This is a genomic window from Pseudomonas sp. 9Ag, from assembly GCF_902506445.1.
Lineage (GTDB): Bacteria > Pseudomonadota > Gammaproteobacteria > Pseudomonadales > Pseudomonadaceae > Stutzerimonas > Stutzerimonas stutzeri_AB.
This window is the reverse complement of sequence record NZ_LR733836.1, coordinates 4132719-4150280: the sequence shown is the minus strand read 5'-3', so window position 1 is coordinate 4150280 and position 17562 is coordinate 4132719. Positions and strand designations below refer to the sequence as shown.

The window sequence follows — 17562 nt, the reverse complement described above, 5'->3', positions numbered from 1 at the left end:
ATTTCCTTTGGCGAATTTTATTAGTATCGGTACAGGTTGACGTAAACGTCATAGCGCTTCCAGTTTGGCATAACTGAGCATCAACCACTTGCTTCCTTCGTCTTCGAAATTCACCTGCACCCGGGCCTGCGCCCCGGAGCCTTCGAAGTTGAGGATGGTGCCCTCGCCGAACAGCGAATGACGCACGCGCTGACCAAGGTTGAACGGGGTATCCGGCACATTGGCTCCATCGAACAGCGAGCCACCACTCATGCCGCGGGTATTGAAGCTGCGGCTGACGGTATTGCTCAAGCGCACTTCGCTGATCAGCGCGGGCGGCAGTTCGCGAATGAAGCGCGAGATCTTGTTGTAGGTCTCGCTGCCATACAGCCGACGGGTTTCGGCATAGGTGACGATCAGCTGCTGCATGGCGCGGGTGATGCCGACATAGGCCAGGCGGCGTTCTTCCTCGAGGCGGCCGGGTTCTTCCAGGCTCATCTTGTGTGGGAACAGGCCTTCTTCCATGCCGACCAGGAACACCAACGGAAACTCCAGGCCCTTGGCGCTGTGCAACGTCATCAGCTGCACGCTGTCTTCGTGGTCGCCGGCCTGCTGCTCGCCGGCCTCCAGCGACGCGTGATCGAGGAAGGCGGCAAGCGGGGTCTGCTCGTCATCCTGATCTTCGCTGTAATTGTCGAAAGCACGCGCAGCGGAGACCAGTTCTTCGAGGTTCTCCACCCGTGCCTGAGCCTTCTCGCCTTTTTCGTCACGATGGTAGGCCAGCAGTCCGGACTGCTCGATGACCAGCTGCGCCATGTTGTGCAGCTGCATGCCCTCGACTTTCAGGGCGAGACCGTCGATCAACTCAACAAAGCCGTTCAGTGCACTCGCTGCACGGCCCGATACCACCTTGGTGCCGACCGCCTGGTGCAGCGCGGCCCACATCGAGGTTTCCTGCTGGCGCGCCAGCTGGCGCAGGGCTTCGACGGTTTTCTCGCCGATGCCACGTGCCGGCACGTTTATTACCCGTTCCAGTGCCGCGTCGTTGTCCCGCGCCTGGATCAGGCGCAGGTAGGCCATGGCGTTCTTGATCTCGGCACGTTCGAAGAAGCGCTGGCCACCGTAGATCCGGTAGGGAATGCGTTCGCGCAGCAGGGCTTCTTCGAGGACCCGCGATTGGGCGTTGGAGCGATAGAGGATGGCGATCTCGCTGCGGCTCATGCCCTCGCGGATGGCTTTCTCGATGCTCTCGACGACGTAGCGCGCTTCGTCGTGTTCATTAAAGGCGGCGTAGAGGCTGATCGGCTCGCCCTCGCAGCCTTCGGTCCACAGTTCCTTACCGAGGCGGCCCTGGTTGTTGGCGATCAGGGCGTTGGCGGCCTTGAGGATGCAAGCGGTGGAGCGGTAGTTCTGCTCGAGGCGGATTGTTACGGCGTCCTGGAAGTCTTCGCTGAACTGGTGCAGGTTCTCCACCCGAGCGCCGCGCCAGCCGTAGATCGACTGGTCGTCGTCGCCCACCACCATCAGGCTGTCGCCGCCTTTGGCCAGCAGGCGCAACCAGGCGTACTGCACGGCGTTGGTGTCCTGGAACTCGTCCACCAGGATGTGCCGGAAGCGGCGCTGGTAGTGATCCAGCAGGCCTGGGTTATCGCGCCAGAGGTCCAGCGCGCGCAGCAATAACTCGGAAAAGTCGATGACCCCGGCGCGGGCACAGGCTTCTTCATAGGCCTGGTAGATGCTCAGCATCGTTGCCAGGAACAGGTCGCCGCTGGGCTGGATGTTTTTGGGCCGCAGGCCTTCGTCCTTCTGCCCGTTGATCCACCATTGGGCCTGGCGCGCCGGCCAGCGCTGCTCGTCGAGGCCGAGTTCGCGGATCACCCGCTTGACCAGCCGTTGCTGGTCGTCGGAGTCGAGGATCTGGAAATTCTGCGCCAGCTTGGCTTCCTGCCAGTGCGCGCGCAGCAGGCGGTGGGCCAGGCCGTGGAAGGTCCCGACCCACATGCCTTGCGGGTTGACCTTCATCAGCTGCTCGATGCGCTGGCGCATCTCGGCGGCGGCTTTGTTGGTAAAGGTTACTGAAAGAATCGAGTGCAAAGATGCGCGCTCGACCTGGTGCAGCCAGGCGATACGGTGCACCAGCACGCGGGTCTTGCCCGAGCCGGCACCGGCGAGGACCAATTGACGACCCAGCGGCGCGGCTACGGCCTGGCGCTGGGCATCGTTGAGGGAGTTCAGGAGAAGAGAGAGATCGTCATGCATGGGCGCCATTCTAGCCGGAAATCTGACTGACCCGCTCGTGCAACGGATGGGGTGCTAGAGGGTCAACGGCAGAGTGCGGGCTTGTCTGTTACAGCCGAGACAGCGCCATGCGCCGGGCCGGCCCTGGATCACAGAGCCTGTAAATATCCAGCTGATCCATACCTGCGTATCGTCAATATGGTCTTTGGTCGGACAGACGATGACCGGGCGCTAGCATCGTGCCATTATCGGGGCGTACCTCAAGGCACGCTTAATGCTCCAGACATCCATTACAAGAACAGCCCGATGATCGATTCCGCACAAGCTAATCCGTCGGCGTCAATGGCCATGGAGGACCACGCCGCTTTCAATCTTGCAGAGAGCGACCAGCGGGCCGAGCGCACGCGGCTGCTCTATGAGGGCTCACGACTCGCGCTGCTGCTGATGATCATCACCAGCCTGGTGTTTCCCGTCGTGCTCTGGGCGGAAGGGCCGAAGCTGCAAACGGCGATCTGGTCGGGTGTGACTTTTGCGCTCGCCCTGCTGCGGCTGCAGCAGACGCGCCGCTTTGCCAAAGCCAGCGCAGAGGAGCAGCAGCATCCTCGCTGGTATCGAACCTTTCTACTAGCCAGTGTCGCCAGTGCGATGACGCTGGACTACGCCATCATCGAGCTGGCGCTGGACGGGCCGTTTTTACAGCAGACAATACTGCTCGGCTCGCTTGCCTCGGTGTTCTTTGCCGGGTGCGTGGCCTGCGGCGTGTCGCTCCGGGCGTTCGGCGCGTTTGCCATCCCAGGGCTGCTTCCCGCAGCGGTTGTGCTGCTGGGCAGCGGTGAGCCCCAACTGCAGGGATGGGGTGTGCTGGCGGCGATCGTGTTGCTCACGCTGAGTATGATCGCCTGGCAAATGAACCGAGTGGTTACGGCCAGCCTGGCCCAGCGTCTGCACAATCAGTTGCTGATCCGGCGGCTGGAAAACATGCGCGGGCAAGCCATCGAGCTGAACGGCGAACTGGGCCGGGAAATCGAGCAACGCCGTCATGCCGAGTGCCGGCTACGGGAGGCTTTCGATGGGCTGGAGCGGCGCGTGATCGAGCGCACTGCTGCGCTGCATGAAAGCGAGGCACGCCTGAGCCTGGCGCTGGAAGCCAGCGAGCTGGGCATGTGGGATTGGGACATGGCCAATGGCGAGGTCCTCCATTCGAGAATGGACGTGGTTTTTGGTGTAGGCCTGAGTGACCGACTGCTGCTGGTCGACCAGCAGCGTCCTGAGGTGCATCCGGAAGATGGCCCGCGTGTCCGGCAGGACATGATCGATCACTTGAAGGGCAAGACCGACAGCTATGCCGTGCAATATCGGGCGATGCTGAGCGACGGTAGCTTCGTATGGATCGAAGACCGTGGTCGCGTCACCGAGCGCGATGCCAGTGGCCGTGCCTTGCGCATGATTGGAACCCGGCGAGACATCAGCGAGAGCCATCGTCAGGCCGAGCAATTGCGGTTGGCCGCGACGGTGTTCGAGGCGGCGGGTGAGGGCATGGCGATCATGGACCCCGAGTTCAATCTGCTCGCGGTTAATCAGGCTTGCTGCGACCTGTCCGGTTTCAGCCGAGCCGAATTGATCGGCAGAAGCGTCGCCCTGCTGGCCAGCTCCGAGGACAGTCGCCAGCAATATGCGGTGATTCGCGAAAGCCTGGCGCAGCACGGCAGCTGGCAAGGCGAGCTGATCGAAACCCGCAAAAACGGCGAGGTCTACCCGCAATGGGCGCAGATGCGCGTGGTGCACGACCGGCAAGGCAACGTTTGCAACGTGGTCGCATTTGTTTCCGACCTCAGCGTCAGGCGCCAGGTCGAGGAGCGTCTGCGTTACCTGACCCACTTCGACGAGCTGACCGGGCTGGCCAATCGCAGCTTGCTCAAGGAACGTCTGCACAGCGCCTGTGAGCGTAGTCGCTGCAGTAACCGTGGGCTGGCGGTGCTCTATATCGATCTCGATCGTTTCAAGACGCTGAATGAAAGCCTGGGGCACGAGGCGGCTGATCAGCTGTTGCGTGAGGTCTCGCGCCGTCTGTCCCACACCCTGTCAGACGCCGACACCATTGCCCGTTTGTCCGGTGATGAGTTCGTGGTGGTGCTCGAAGGGTACGGTAGCCTGGCCAGCCTGGCGCACAGCGGTAGCCGTCTGCTGTCGCGCATCAGCAAACCCATTCAGATCGACGATCAGGAGCTGGTCATCAGTGCGTCCATTGGTGTCAGCCTCATGCCAGACAACTCACGGGAGGCGACCTCGCTGCTGTTGCAGGCAAACATGGCCATGCAGCATGCCAAACATCTGGGCGGCAACACCTTGCAGTTCTTCACCGAGCGCTTGCAGGTGTCGAGCCTGGAAAATCTCAAGCTGGAAAACCAGCTGCGTCGCGCCGTCGAGGAAGGCCAGCTGGAAGTCTTCTATCAACCTCGGTTGAGCGTGAAGGAAGACAGCCTGGATGCGGCCGAAGCGTTGGTGCGCTGGCGGCATCCGCAGAAAGGCCTGATTGCGCCGGGCTTTTTCATTCCATTGGCCGAGGAAACCGGGCTGATCATCCCGCTCGGCGAGTTCGTGCTGCGCGAGGCCTGCCGGCAGGCGCGTCAATGGCAGCTCGACGGACTGGCCGCGATTCGGGTTTCGGTGAACCTGTCGGTCAAGCAGTTACGCCAGGGTAATTTCGTCAGCTTGGTGCGCCAGGTGCTGGAGGAGACCGGGCTGCCAGCCGACCGGCTCGAGCTGGAACTGACCGAAAGCCAGCTGCTCGATGACATCGACAATGCCATCAACATCAGCCGCCAGTTGCGCGCGCTGGGCGTGAAGCTGGCCATCGACGACTTCGGTACCGGCTATTCCTCGCTGAGTTACCTCAAGCGCTTCCCGGTGGACTACGTGAAGATAGACCGGTCTTTCATTTCCGAACTGGATCAGGTCGGCGAGGATTCGGCCATCGTTCGAGCCATCATCGCCATGGTCCACAGCCTGGAACTGAAGGTTGTCGCCGAGGGTGTCGAAACCCAGGCACAGGCGGATTTCCTCAAGGCTCACGGCTGTGACGAGATGCAGGGTTACCTGATCAGCCGGCCAGTGCCGCCTGAGGAGTTCGTCAAACTCTTGGTTTGATGGTCTTTTTCTGCCTGTAGGGTGGGCTTCAGCCCACCGCTTGCTCTGCGTCACACCAACTGCTGGTGGGCTAAAGCCCACCCTACGGTTGTCGCCGCAGAACCCGCCACGCGGCGGCGGCGGAGCGGGTCCTGAGCCGGCGCCGTGCTGGCGGCTAGCCGCGGGTGGTGCCGCCGTCCAGCTCCCGCATCACCAGGGCATACCGCAGATCCACCGTTTCCGGGACTGGCAGGTAAAGCACGTGTCCGTCGCCGGGTGCCACTTCCGCACGTTCGCCGCGCTTGTTCTCCAGCGCGTCCAGGCGGAAGTTCAGGTTGCCCTGAGGTGTCATCAGTTCCAGGCGGTCGCCAACGGCGAAGCGGTTCTTGACGATCACCTCAGCCAGCCCGTTGCGCCGCTCGCCGGTCAGTTCGCCGACGAACTGCTGGCGGTCCGACAGCGAGAAGCCGCGCTCGTAGTTCTGGTACTCGTCATGCACGTGACGACGAAGGAAGCCCTCGGTATAGCCGCGGTGGGCCAGGGACTCCAGGGTGTCCATCAGCGACTTGTCAAAGGGTCTGCCAGCGACCGCGTCGTCAATGGCCTTGCGGTAGACCTGTGCGGTGCGCGCCACGTAGTAGTGCGATTTGGTCCGGCCTTCGATCTTCAATGAATGCACGCCCATCTGCACGAGCCGCTCGACGTGCTGCACAGCGCGTAGGTCCTTGGAGTTCATGATGTAGGTGCCGTGCTCGTCCTCGAAGGCTTCCATCATCTCGCCGGGACGGCTGCTGTCCTCCAGCAGAAATACCTGATCGGTGGGCGCACCCGCGCCGAGTGTGGGCTGGTTCCGACCCTGATCAAGCTGCTGGAGCGGAATCGGCTGGTACTGCTGGACGATGTTGCCCAGCTCGTCTTCCTTGCCCTCGTGAGCCTTGTACTCCCAGCGGCAGGCGTTGGTGCAGGAGCCCTGATTGGGGTCGCGCTTGTTGATGTAGCCCGAGAGCAGACAGCGTCCTGAGTAGGCCATGCACAGCGCACCGTGGACGAAGACCTCCAGTTCCATGCCCGGCACCTTTTCACGGATCTCGCCGATCTCCTCCAGCGACAGCTCGCGGGAAAGGATCGCGCGGGTCAGCCCCTGCTGGCGCCAGAACTCGACGCTGGCCCAGTTCACCGCGTTGGCCTGGACCGAAAGGTGAATGGTCATCTCAGGGAAATGCTGGCGAACCAGCATGATCAGGCCGGGATCGGACATGATCAGCGCATCCGGGCCCATCGCCACCACCGGCTCCAGGTCCTTGATGAAGGTGCGCAGCTTGGCGTTGTGTGGCGCGATGTTGACCACCACGTAGAACTGCTTGCCCTGGGCGTGCGCTTCATCAATGCCCAGACGCAGGTTGGCGTGATCGAACTCGTTGTTGCGCACGCGCAGGCTGTAGCGCGGCTGCCCGGCATAGACCGCGTCGGCGCCGTAGGCAAAGGCGTAGCGCATGGATTTCAGGGTGCCGGCGGGCGACAGCAGTTCGGTGTGAGGGTGAGTCATGGTGCGGTGGCTCTGTATACCGACAAAAAGTGTGCGGATTCTACTGAGTTGGCCCGCGCTTTTCGCCCCGTCAGGTCAATTCGATGGCGAACTCCTGCGGCGGGCCCCAGTCACTTTTAAACAGGGCTTGAGTCGAGCGCACCGAGTTCCGATGCAGGCCAACCCGTTACCACCGGAGGCCATCTTGAGCGCTAACACTGTCGATGCCAGAGGCAGCCTGACCGCGACGAGCTTTCTCGGGATTGGTCTGATGGCGGCGATCGATGAGATCGTTTTTCACCAGATCCTCGCCTGGCACCATTTTTTCGACCGCTCAACGCCTGCGATCTCGATCCTGTCCGACGGCCTGTTGCACTCGGCTGAGCTGCTGATGCTGGCGGCCGGGTTTTACCTGTTCGTTCGGCTGATTCGTCATCAAACGGTGTCGCGCTGGCACGCCTGGGCGGGGCTGTTGTTCGGAGCCGGAGGCTTCCAGCTGTTCGACGGCATTGTCGATCACAAGGTGCTGCGCTTGCACCAGGTGCGCTACGTCGACAATCTCTGGCCATACGACCTGGCCTGGAACGGCTTCGGCGTATTGCTGCTGGCGGTTGGGTTCTTTATCTGGCGTAGGGCCGGCGCCAGCTTGCAGCAGCGCGGGGTAAGCAGCCTGTGAGTCATGACGCTCATCTGTTGACTCTCGCCGGGACCTTCATGCTGGTGCTGGTGACGCAAGGGCTGTGGTTTGCCTATGTGCTGGGCGTCCGTGCACAACGCAGGCGTCGCAAGGTCTGGCATTGCTGGCGGTTGGCCAGTTTCAGCTTGGGGTGCGGGTTGTTAGTGGTGGCCTTCTCGCCGCCGATGGTCGAGTGGGGGCACTCGGATCTGCGTGGGCACATGGCCCAGCACCTGTTGCTTGGCATGTTCGCCCCCATCGCCCTGATGCTAGGGGCGCCGGGCACCCTGTTGCTGCGCAGCGTGCCGGTAACCACCGCACGACGCATCACCGATTTTGCGGCGACGGTGCCGGTGCGTTGCCTGAGCCACCCTGTCACTGCATTGTTTCTGGATATCGGTGCGCTGTACCTGCTCTACCTTACGCCGCTGTTTCAGCTGAGCTTCAGTGAGCCCTCGCTGCACATTTGGCTGCACCTGCACTTCGTGCTTGCCGGCTATCTGTTCAGCTGGTCCATTGCCGGCCCGGATCCGGCGCCCCATCGGCCGGGGATGCGTTTGCGGTTGCTCGTACTGTTCGCCGCTATCGCCGCTCACGCGGTGCTTGGCAAGTTGATGTATGCCTATGGATTTCCCCGAGACGCGGGCCTTGAACTGGCCGAGATCGAAGCGGCGGCGCAGCTGATGTACTACGGCGGCGACCTGGCCGAGCTGATCCTGGCGCTGGTGTTCTTCGCCGGCTGGTATCGGCGCCGCAAGCTGTCCGAATCGGCCAGCGAATGGCAGACGGCAAACCGCCGGAGCTAGCGCGAGCCAGATCCGGCGGTCGGTGTTGCGGGGGCGGAGTGGTTACGCCGCGGCAATCACGTCTCCGTGGTTTTCTGGCTCGATCAGCGCGCGGTGCAAGGCTGCGACGGCGTCGTCGTAGTCTTCCTCATTGACCACACACTGCATCTCGACCTGGCGGATCGACTGATGCACCGCCTGGATGCTGATGCCAGCGCCGGCCAGTGCAGCCACGGTCTTGGCAAGGATCCCTTTGACCTTGAGGTCAGAGCCGATCGCCGAGACGATGGCGACGTTGTGCACGGTCACTTCCGCCGCCGGGTACTTTTCCTCGATCAACCGCGCGGCGCGGTTGATCAGCTTGCGCGACCCCGAGGCGTAGTAGGTGATGCTGTTGGCGTCGGAGTCCTTGTTCACCACATAGAGACGCAGCTGCTTGAGCAGCTTGCTGATCTCGATGTCGTAGCCGACATCACCGAGCATATCCTGATCGAACACCTCGATGCCGAAGACGTCCTTGCGCCCGGCGATGATCTCGACGCAAGGCCGCTCGCTCTTGTAGTCCTGGCTGATGAGGGTGCCGGCGTGCTCGGGTTCGAAGGCATTCTTGATGCGCAGCTCGATGCCGGCGCGTCGCAGGGTCTTCGCTGCACGCGGATGGATCGCCTCCATGCCCAGGTTCGACAGCTGGTCGGCCACGTCGTAGTTGGTGCGGCCGATAGTGACCACCTTGTCCGCGCCGACCAGATTCGGGTCGGCGGAGGAGAGGTGAAATTCCTTGTGGATGATCGCTTCGCGGGCGCCGGTGGCAGCAGCAATCTGCGCGAAGGTGATCTCGCTGTAGCCGCGGTCGAAGGTGTTCATCAGGCCTTCGCTGCAATGCGTGTAGCCGGTGGCAACTACCAGTTCGCGGGACAGGTCCACCTCTTCGAAGCTGTGGCGCACCATTTCATCGAAGGGCAGCGGTGCGTCGCGGTGCCAGCCGGTGAGGTCGACCATCTTCGCGTTGATGCCGCGATGCTTGAGCGCCAGCACCGAGTTGAAGGCTGAGTGCGCCTCGCCGAGCGAGGCGAGCATCTCGCGCACCTTCATCAGGTGCTCGTCGAGCTGGAAGTGGCCATAGGCGCAGAGACGTTGCAGGCTGCTCATGCACTCGCGGGCATCGTCGATGCGCGAGTTGATGAACTGGTTGGCAGCGCGCAGCTCGAACGCGCTAAACAGCTCGGCATTCTTGTCGAGCATGCGTGTGCGCACGGTTTCCAGTGCATCAAGCCAGGCGCCCTCACTGCGGGCATCGGCGAAGCGCTGGTAGACGCCCGGTTCTCCGGTCTTCTTGTGTTCCAGCAGCAGATTGGTCATGCCGCTGTAGGCCGATACGACGAAGACGCGCTGATAGAGCTCGTCGCCTGTGCGATGGCCAATAAAGATGTTGTTGAGCAGTTCTTCGAAGCGGCTCATGGATGTGCCGCCGATCTTTTCTACGGTATGCATCGATTCATCGTCCCGTCTTGGGGGTGAATTTTCATCCCTGGGCCGCCTCTCGGCCGCCAACAAAGATCAGGCCCGGTATGCGGGCCTGATGGATACGTCAGAGATACTGTTGTGGCTTGATCTGCAGAGGCTCGAAATTCTCGCGCTCACCGACAAAGGCCGGGCGTGGCGAGAGGCCGCAGAACGGGGCCTGCGCGGCATTATCTACATGGTTGTAGACATAGAACAGATTGCTGCGCGCGCTGGGGGTGATGTTGCTGTTGGAGCCGTGCATGGTGTTGCAGTCGAAAAACACCACGCTCCCTGCCGGGCCGGTGGCCGTGTCAATGCCGTAACGGTCCGCCAAGCGGGTCAAGCTGTCATGGTCGGGTACGCCGAACTCCTGCTTGCGCAGCGACTTCTCGTAATGGTTCTCCGGCGTCGCGCCGACGCAGCGGATGTAGTGCTTGTGCGATCCCGGCACCAGCATCAACGGACCATTGTGAGCTTCGTTGTCGGTCAGCAGGATCGAGCAACTCAGGGTGCGCATGCGCGGCAGGCCGTCTTCGACATGCCAGGTTTCGAAATCCGAATGCCAGTAGAACTCCTTGCCGGTAAAGCCGGGTTTGAAGTTCATCCGCGACTGGTGCACATAGATGTCACCGCCGAGTATGAAACTGGCGATAGCAGCAATGCGCTCGTCACAGGCGACACGGGCGAACAGCGGGTTATCGGCGTGGATGGCAAACACCGAGCGGATCGCGCCGCTATCGGGTTCCTTGATGGTCTTGCCGGATTCGGCAACGGCCGGATCCTGGCGCATGCGGTCGAGCTCTTCGCGGAATACCGCGACTTCCTCGGCGCTGAACAGATTGGGGATGACCAGGTAACCGTCACGCTCGAAGCGTTCGATCTGGTCCGGAGGAATTGGGGCGTTAGCCAGGTCATTGCGGTAGACGACCGGGTCCAGACGCTCTTGCCAGCTGGGTTCGTCGTGCTGGCGCGAAGGGTACAGGTCGGCTTGCACGGGGTTCACTTTAAACTCTCCTTGAATCGGGTGTCGCAGGGCGGGGTGCAGCCGCCCTGCGGAGTCGCATCAGACTACGGTTTCGGCTTCAAGCGGATACACACCGCTTTCGTCATGCACTTCTTTGCCGTTGAGCGGCGGGTTGAACACGCAGGCCATCTTCATGTCCTCGCTGCCGCCACGGAGCAGGTGCTCGTCGTGCTTATCGAGGATGTACAGCGTGCCGGCCTCGATCTTGTAGATCTTGCCGTCTGCGATGGTTTCGATCTCACCGTTGCCGCTCATGCAGTACACCGATTCCAGATGGTTCTGGTAGTGGATGTGCGTCTCGGTGTTGGCGTAGATGGTGGTGATGTGAAACGAGAAGCCCATCTTGTCGTCCTTGAGCAGCATCCGGGTGCTGTCCCAAGTGTCGGTCTTGATTTTGCGGTTGGACTGCTCGCATTCGGCCAGGGTACGTACGATCATCTGATTCTCCTTAAGAGGCCTGAGTGGCGGCTTGATCGGACATCACGGCGGCGAACGCCTTGTCCAGAATGCTCATGGCCTTGTCGATCTGCTCTTCGCTGATGATCAGCGGGCAGAGACACTTGACCACTTCGCTGTGAGCGCCGCTGGTTTCAACGACCAGGCCGTTTTCGAAGGCGTGACGGCAGATGGCGGCGGCGGTGTCGCCGTCCGGGCAGCTGATGCCGATCATCATGCCGCGACCTTTGACGAACAAAGAGTCAGGGCCGTAGCGGCGGACGATCTTGTTCATGCCGTCGGCGATGCGCTTGCCCTTCGCCTTGACGCTGTTGGCAAACTCGTCGTCTTTCCAGAAGTGCTCGATGGCAGCAGCAGCGGTGACGAACGCGTGGTTGTTACCACGGAAAGTGCCGTTGTGCTCGCCCGGCTTCCACTGGTCCAGTTCCTTGCGCAGCAGCACCATGGCGAATGGCAGGCCATAGCCTGAAAGCGATTTGGACAGGGTAATCATGTCCGGCTTGATGCCCATCTCTTCAAAGCTGAAGAAGGTGCCAGTCCGGCCACAGCCGGCCTGGATGTCGTCAATGATCAGCAGCATTTCGTGCTTGCGGCACAGCTTCTCCAGCTTGCGCACCCACTCGGCCGAGGCGGCGTTCAGACCGCCTTCGCCCTGGACCACTTCAACGATCACCGCAGCCGGCTTGTCGACACCGCTGGATGGGTCGGTCAGCAACTTGTCCATCATCGCGATGGTGTTGACCTTGTCGCCGAAGTAGTTGGCGTAGGGCATACGGCTGACGTCGGTCAGCGGAACGCCGGCGGCGCCACGGTGATGCTTGTTGCCGGTCGCAGCGAGCGCGCCGATGCTGCAGCCATGGAAGCCGTTGGTGAAGCTGATGATGTTATTGCGGCCGGTCACCTTGCGCGCCAGCTTCAGCGCGGCTTCTACCGCGTTGGTGCCGGTCGGGCCGGTGAACTGCATGACGTAGTCCATGTTGCGCGGCTTGAGGATCAGGCGATCGAAGGTGGAGAGAAAGGTCTCCTTCGCTTCGGAGTACATGTCCAGGCCGTGCGTGATGCCGTCGGCCTCGATGTAATCAAGCAGCGCCTGCTTGAGTACCGGATGGTTGTGGCCGTAGTTTAGCGTGCCGGCACCGGCGAGGAAGTCGATATACGTCTTGCCTTCGCGGGTAGTGAGTTCAGCGCCACGGGCCTGCTTGAAGACCACTGGAAAGGAGCGGCAGTAGCTGCGAACGCCAGATTCGTGCAGTTCGAAAGTTTTCATGCGTTTTCCTCTAGTTCTTCTTCTGAATTGGGTGCGGCGAACGGGCCGGCGCGGTAGAGCACTTCGTCTTCGTGCTTGCCGGCAAAATGTTCGGCGCGGGAGAACAAGGTGCGGGTGCTGTAGTCGACGCCAAGTTTGGCGAAGGCCTTTTTGAACAGCGCCTGGGATGCCCCGTTGTCCGGCGAGATGGTGGTTTCCAGGTTAGCGACGCCCTGCTCTCTGGCGACCCGTGCGATCAATGCCATCAGCATGCGCAGCGCCAGACCCTGGCCGCGCATCGAAGCGTCGACGGCGACTTGCCAGACGAACAAGGTGTCTGGGCGAGCAGGGGGGCAGTAACCGGAAATGAAACCTACCAATTGGCCATCCGCGTTTGTGGCGGCAATGGAGGTGTCGGCGAAATCGGAGCATTGCAGAAGGTTGCAGTACGCCGAATTGGTGTCCAGAGGTTGGCAGCGTGCTACCAGCTCATGAAGGGGATAACCGTCGCCGTCGGTTGGGCGACGGAGCGTTACGGTAGGAATACTCAAAACAAGACCTTTGGGGTTGCTGATTGAAATCCTTTTCTAGAATAAACACATCGAAAAATTAATCTCAACCCAAGTCGCCGATCATGGGCATTGATTCGCCGCTGATATCTCCGAAGTTCACCGTTTATCGCGAAAGTTGAACTTGCTCGCCGGTCGCCATGTTCCCCGCCGGCTGGGCGCGGATATATCGGCGAATATCAGCGTCAAATCAAACGTCTCCGCTGGGGTAGTTGCGCTACTTGATTCAGTTGCGCCGCAAGAGCGCCTCAAGGCCTGCAGTAAACAGGGCTTAGTTCCCATGAAACGGGGCTTTGCGCGGGTTGATGCGAGGCCGGGTGCGATGTGGATAACGGGCGGGGTAACGAGGTTGGAACTCGCCGAAGTTCCACCTGGATCGAGGGCTGAATTATCGAGGCTGTCGTGGCAAGTTCAATCGCCGATATCGGGGCTGGATATCGGCGATCCGCTTCGCGGAGATGGCGACTTCATCGCATTTGGTTAATTTTTTCTTTCAGCTCAACAATATGCCGAGACTGCGAAGTTCATACGGTAGTTGTGAGACGCCTATGCGTTAGTTGCAGCTACTCGCGCAGAACAGCTCTAGCTCGGGTGCTGCAACTCGTGCCGGTGCTGTGACCGCTGAGTCGTTCGGCTGGCTCAGCGCCACCATTGGCGTCCTTGATGCTCGATCAGTTGGTGCGCTTGCTCAGGACCGTCGGTTCCGGCCGGATAAGGTCTGGGTTTGCGGTAATGGCTCTGCCAGCCGCAAAGGATCGGGTCGACCCAGTTCCAGGCCGCTTCCACCTCATCACGGCGCATGAACAGGGTCGAGTCGCCTTCGATCACGTCCAGCAACAGCCGCTCGTAGGCCTCCCAGCGACGCGTGCTGCTGAATGCGTGCGCAAGGTTCAGGTCGAGCTCCACGGGCTCCAGCTGCATCCCTTTGCCCGGTGCCTTGGCCATCAGCTGCAGACTGATGCTCTCCTCGGGCTGCAGGCGAATCACCAGGCGGTTGACCTCGCCCTTGGTGAAGAGCATGTGGGGTACCTGTTTGAAAGTGATGATGATCTCCGAGCGCTTCTTCGCCATGCGCTTGCCGGTACGAAGGTAGAAAGGCACGCCTGCCCAGCGCCAGTTGTCGATCTCCACTTTCACAGCGACGAAGGTTTCGGTGTCGCTGTCGTTATCGACGTCTTTCTCGAAATAGTAGGCCTGGACGTCATGACCGCCGATGCGCCCACCTGCGTATTGGCCCCGTACGGTCTTGTCTTGCACGTCATTGCCTGTGATGGGCTTGAGCGCTTCGAGAATTTTCACCTTCTCACCGCGTATCGACTTGGCGTCGAAGCGCACCGGGGCTTCCATCGCCACCAGGCAGAGCAGCTGCAGCAGGTGATTCTGCAGCATGTCGCGCATGGCGCCGGCATGGTCGTAGTAGCTACCGCGCTCCTCCACGCCAAGGGTCTCGGCGACGGTGATCTGCACATGATCGATGTGGCCGCTGCGCCAGATCGGCTCGAACAGCGCATTGGCAAAGCGCAGCGCCATGAGGTTCTGCACGGTTTCCTTGCCCAGGTAGTGATCGATCCGATAGATCCTCGACTCCGGGAAGACGTTACCGATGGCCTCGTTGATCTCAAGGGCTGATTCGAGGGAATGGCCGATGGGCTTCTCCAGGACGATGCGCGCGTCTTCTCCGGCAAGCCCCGCGCTTTCGAGGTTCGAGGCAATCGGCTCGAACAGGTTGGGCGCGGTCGCCAGGTAATGCACCCGTACGCGACCTTCGGCTTCTCCAAGGTGGTGCGCGAGGCGGATGTATTCACCCCGTTGAGTGGCGTCCATGGGGAAGTAGTCGAGGCGTTGGCTGAACGCTTTCCATATCTCAGCCTCGAAGTCCGTGCGCGCAATTTGCGCTCGGAGGTGACGCTCGGCCAGCGCCAGGTAGGCATTGCGGTCGATGTCCTGACGGGCGATCGCCAGGATGCGGACATCAGCATGCAGCCGATGCTCGCGATGCAGGTAATACAGCGCAGGGATGAGTTTGTGTAGCGCCAGGTCGCCGGTACCGCCAAATACCAGCATGTCGCAGGAAATGGACACAGCGTCACTCCTAGAAGGTGGACAGACTCGATAGGTGGGCGATACTGCGAAGCTTGTAGTATAACTACAAGCCCACTACAACCCAGCCGGCTGGACGGATGCGAGCACACCCGCAGCGTTCGACCATTCTTGCCGAGTTTTGATCATAGCGAGTCCCCCACGTGAACCTGCTGCAACACATTGCCCAATCGAGAAGTTCGTTACGCAAGTCGGAGCTCAAGGTGGCCGACCATGTGCTCCTCGATCCGGCTGCCGTGATGCACAGCTCAATGGCCGATCTGGCCCATACGGTCGGGGTCAGCGAGCCCACCATCGTGAGGTTCTGCCGCGCCATCGGTTGCCTGGGCTTTCAGGATCTCAAGTTGAAGCTGGCCCAGAGTCTCGCTGCCGGCGCCAGCTTTGGCCAGTTCGCCATCAGTGAGAACGATTCGGTCACCGATTTTGCGCTGAAGATTTTCGACACCACTCTGCATACCTTGATGGAAGTGCGCGAGAAGCTTGACTCCGATGCGCTGGAGCGCGCCGTTGCGGCGATGGCGAAGGCTGAACGAGTGGAGTTCTACGGCTTCGGCGCGTCCGGCGCAGTTGCTACCGATGCCCAGCACAAGTTCTTCCGCCTGCTGCTCAGCGCGGCGGCTTATTCCGATCCGCACATGCAGGCGATGTCGGCGGTGACGCTGAAACCCACCGACGTGGCGATCTGTATCTCCCAGTCTGGGCGCTCCAAGGATCTGTTGATTACCGCCAACGTGGTGCGCGAGTCCGGCGCCACGCTGATCACTCTGTGCCCGAGCCAGACCCCGCTGGCTGAGCTGGCCACCATCAACCTGGCCATCGACGTTCAGGAAGACACTGAGATCTACACCCCGCTGACCTCGCGGATCGCCCATCTGGTGGTGATTGATGTGCTGGCCATGGGCGTCGCCATGGCCCGAGGACCGAGCCTGGTCAACCACCTCAAGAGCGTCAAGCGCAGCTTGCGCAGCCTTCGTCTGTCGCCTAAGTCGACAAAGCACCACGACGACTGACGGTGACCGACGACCGCTGGAGCGGTGTTCATCGCTCCGTCATCTGTTTGACCTCATAGCGTCACCCAGGCCTCAGATGCTGGGCTCTCCCGACACCCGTTCCGGAGACCGCGCATGTCCCAGCACCGTGAAGCCTACGTCAACCTCGATGCCCGTGCCCGCCGCAAACTACAGGACGAGCGCCGCATGCACTTCCGCCGCGCCATTGAAAGCTACGACGAGCAGCGCCAGCTGCACGCACAACTGGTGGAGTTTCCTGATCTATTGATGGTCAGCCCGCTGCTTGAGGGTTTGCCTGTGCGCCATCAAAGCGCGCAGCCAGGGCACTGATCTGGGCACGCTCTTCACGGATAAACGAGAAGAACGCCTGAGCCACCGGGCTCAGCCGCTTACCCCGCGGATGCACCACACACCAGCTGCGGTACAGCGGGAGCTCCTGGACCGGCAGCTCTCGCAACAGGCCATGAGTCAGTTCTAAGTGAGCTGCATGGCGTGGCATCAGCGCCACGCCGAGCCCCGCCACGACGCTTTCACGCAGGGCATCCAGCGACGCCACCTGAATGGTCTGAGCAAAATGCGCACGCTTTTGGCGCAGGTAATCCTCACCCGCCTTGCGGGTGCCTGAGCCGGGCTCTCGGATCAGCAGCGGATAGGCGGTCAGGTCCTGCAGCGTCAGCGTGTCTGCCTGGCTCAACGGATGATCCGTCGGTGCAACCGCCACGATCGGGTTGTTCAGGAACGGCAAGAATTCAAGGTCCATGTCGGTCGGCACCTGCGACATGATCAGCAGGTCGTCACGGCTGATCGACAGGCGCTTGACCGCCTGCGCGTGGTTGACCACGACCAGCTCCAGGCTGACCTCCGGATGCTTTCGTTTGAAGGCGGCAAACAGGTGCGGCGTGATGTATTTGGCGCTCGACTCGACCGCGAGATTCAGCTGGCCCTGTAGCGAGCCCTGCATGTCGGACAGCTGCATGTCCAGGCTGTCCAGACGCCCAAAGATGTCGGTACTGGCGCGCTGGAGCGCTTCGGCTGCTGCCGTCAGATAGAGTTTTTTGCCCAGATACTCGAACAGGGGCTGACCGATCAGCTCCTCGAGTTGGCGAATCTGCAAGCTCACCGCTGGCTGGGTCAGCGCCATCTCTTCTGCCGCTCGGCTGTAAGAGCGACTTTCACATACCGCCCGGAACACCTGCAGCTGGCGCAAGGTTATCCGCATCATGCTTTTTCGCATCGCTGCCGCCGCTCTTGTCTGTGATCTGCTGCATCTGTCTTAAATGAAAGAGCCGTTCAAGCCTTCCTATCCCAGCCCTGGCTGGACGTAT

General features: G+C 61.2%; 14 protein-coding genes. 5 read left to right on the top strand and 9 right to left on the bottom strand.

All coding sequences use genetic code 11. The features are described from left to right. Positions 1–48: 48 nt before the first annotated feature. Positions 49–2238, bottom strand: a complete 2190-nt coding sequence (gene uvrD / locus ALTERO38_RS18995) for a DNA helicase II (RefSeq protein ID WP_159969330.1) — start codon at positions 2236–2238, stop codon at positions 49–51. A gap of 285 nt (positions 2239–2523) precedes the next feature. On the opposite strand from uvrD, the gene ALTERO38_RS18990 reads away from it, so the two are divergent. After that, positions 2524–5364, top strand: coding sequence for a GGDEF domain-containing phosphodiesterase (locus tag ALTERO38_RS18990; RefSeq protein ID WP_159969329.1), 2841 nt, complete (start codon positions 2524–2526; stop codon positions 5362–5364). Positions 5365–5518: 154 nt separating this feature from the next. Here ALTERO38_RS18990 and yegQ read toward each other — a convergent pair whose 3' ends face one another. Next, complete coding sequence (gene yegQ, locus ALTERO38_RS18985) at positions 5519–6889, bottom strand: tRNA 5-hydroxyuridine modification protein YegQ (protein ID WP_159969328.1); 1371 nt, start codon at positions 6887–6889, stop codon at positions 5519–5521. 184 nt (positions 6890–7073) lie between these two features. Here yegQ and ALTERO38_RS18980 point away from each other — a divergent pair, with 184 nt between their 5' ends. Continuing rightward, positions 7074–7544: a DUF2243 domain-containing protein gene (locus ALTERO38_RS18980; protein ID WP_218581732.1), complete on the top strand. Its 471-nt coding sequence runs from the start codon at positions 7074–7076 to the stop codon at positions 7542–7544. Continuing rightward, positions 7541–8350 (top strand): cytochrome c oxidase assembly protein, encoded by an 810-nt coding sequence (locus tag ALTERO38_RS18975; protein ID WP_159969326.1) that lies wholly within the window; start codon positions 7541–7543, stop codon positions 8348–8350. The genes ALTERO38_RS18980 and ALTERO38_RS18975 overlap by 4 nt, the downstream gene beginning before the upstream one ends. Positions 8351–8392: 42 nt before the next feature. Here ALTERO38_RS18975 and ALTERO38_RS18970 read toward each other — a convergent pair whose 3' ends face one another. From ALTERO38_RS18970 to zwf, 6 genes are all read right to left on the bottom strand, one after another. Next, the gene (locus ALTERO38_RS18970; protein ID WP_102837105.1) at positions 8393–9820 is read right to left on the bottom strand and encodes an aspartate kinase; all 1428 of its coding nucleotides are present in this window, start codon (positions 9818–9820) and stop codon (positions 8393–8395) included. Between the two features lie 97 nt (positions 9821–9917). Beyond that, positions 9918–10826, bottom strand: a complete 909-nt coding sequence (thpD, locus tag ALTERO38_RS18965) for an ectoine hydroxylase (RefSeq protein WP_159969734.1) — start codon at positions 10824–10826, stop codon at positions 9918–9920. A gap of 69 nt (positions 10827–10895) precedes the next feature. After that, positions 10896–11294, bottom strand: coding sequence for an ectoine synthase (locus ALTERO38_RS18960; RefSeq protein WP_102837104.1), 399 nt, complete (start codon positions 11292–11294; stop codon positions 10896–10898). Between the two features lie 10 nt (positions 11295–11304). Then, complete coding sequence (ectB, locus tag ALTERO38_RS18955) at positions 11305–12579, bottom strand: diaminobutyrate--2-oxoglutarate transaminase (RefSeq protein ID WP_102837103.1); 1275 nt, start codon at positions 12577–12579, stop codon at positions 11305–11307. Beyond that, on the bottom strand, positions 12576–13109 hold the full coding sequence (ectA, locus tag ALTERO38_RS18950; RefSeq protein WP_102837102.1) for a diaminobutyrate acetyltransferase: 534 nt from the start codon (positions 13107–13109) through the stop codon (positions 12576–12578). Before ectA ends, ectB begins: the two co-directional genes overlap by 4 nt. A gap of 657 nt (positions 13110–13766) precedes the next feature. After that, complete coding sequence (gene zwf, locus ALTERO38_RS18945; protein ID WP_372239432.1) at positions 13767–15191, bottom strand: glucose-6-phosphate dehydrogenase; 1425 nt, start codon at positions 15189–15191, stop codon at positions 13767–13769. Between the two features lie 179 nt (positions 15192–15370). Between zwf and hexR the strand changes: the two genes are divergently transcribed. After that, the gene (gene hexR, locus ALTERO38_RS18940) at positions 15371–16237 is read left to right on the top strand and encodes a transcriptional regulator HexR (RefSeq protein WP_148925876.1); all 867 of its coding nucleotides are present in this window, start codon (positions 15371–15373) and stop codon (positions 16235–16237) included. A gap of 114 nt (positions 16238–16351) precedes the next feature. Further along, the gene (locus ALTERO38_RS18935) at positions 16352–16567 is read left to right on the top strand and encodes a PA3496 family putative envelope integrity protein (protein WP_159969324.1); all 216 of its coding nucleotides are present in this window, start codon (positions 16352–16354) and stop codon (positions 16565–16567) included. On the opposite strand, the gene ALTERO38_RS18930 is transcribed toward ALTERO38_RS18935, so the two are convergent. Then, entirely contained in the window at positions 16509–17456 is a 948-nt protein-coding gene (locus ALTERO38_RS18930; RefSeq protein WP_178114650.1) for a LysR family transcriptional regulator, read from the bottom strand. The two genes, ALTERO38_RS18935 and ALTERO38_RS18930, sit on opposite strands and share 59 nt — an antisense overlap. Positions 17457–17562 lie beyond the last annotated feature (106 nt).

What these genes read in the sequence shown, in the direction of transcription:
- uvrD (WP_159969330.1), bottom strand. Translation starts at nt 2,238, where the DNA reads ATGCATGACGATCTCTCTCTTCTCCTGAACTCCCTCAACGATGCCCAG.
- yegQ (WP_159969328.1), bottom strand. Translation starts at nt 6,889, where the DNA reads ATGACTCACCCTCACACCGAACTGCTGTCGCCCGCCGGCACCCTGAAA.
- ALTERO38_RS18970 (WP_102837105.1), bottom strand. Translation starts at nt 9,820, where the DNA reads ATGCATACCGTAGAAAAGATCGGCGGCACATCCATGAGCCGCTTCGAA.
- ALTERO38_RS18990 (WP_159969329.1), top strand. Translation starts at nt 2,524, where the DNA reads ATGATCGATTCCGCACAAGCTAATCCGTCGGCGTCAATGGCCATGGAG.
- zwf (WP_372239432.1), bottom strand. Translation starts at nt 15,191, where the DNA reads ATGCTGGTATTTGGCGGTACCGGCGACCTGGCGCTACACAAACTCATC.
- ALTERO38_RS18935 (WP_159969324.1), top strand. Translation starts at nt 16,352, where the DNA reads ATGTCCCAGCACCGTGAAGCCTACGTCAACCTCGATGCCCGTGCCCGC.
- ALTERO38_RS18960 (WP_102837104.1), bottom strand. Translation starts at nt 11,294, where the DNA reads ATGATCGTACGTACCCTGGCCGAATGCGAGCAGTCCAACCGCAAAATC.
- ectB (WP_102837103.1), bottom strand. Translation starts at nt 12,579, where the DNA reads ATGAAAACTTTCGAACTGCACGAATCTGGCGTTCGCAGCTACTGCCGC.
- ALTERO38_RS18930 (WP_178114650.1), bottom strand. Translation starts at nt 17,456, where the DNA reads ATGCGGATAACCTTGCGCCAGCTGCAGGTGTTCCGGGCGGTATGTGAA.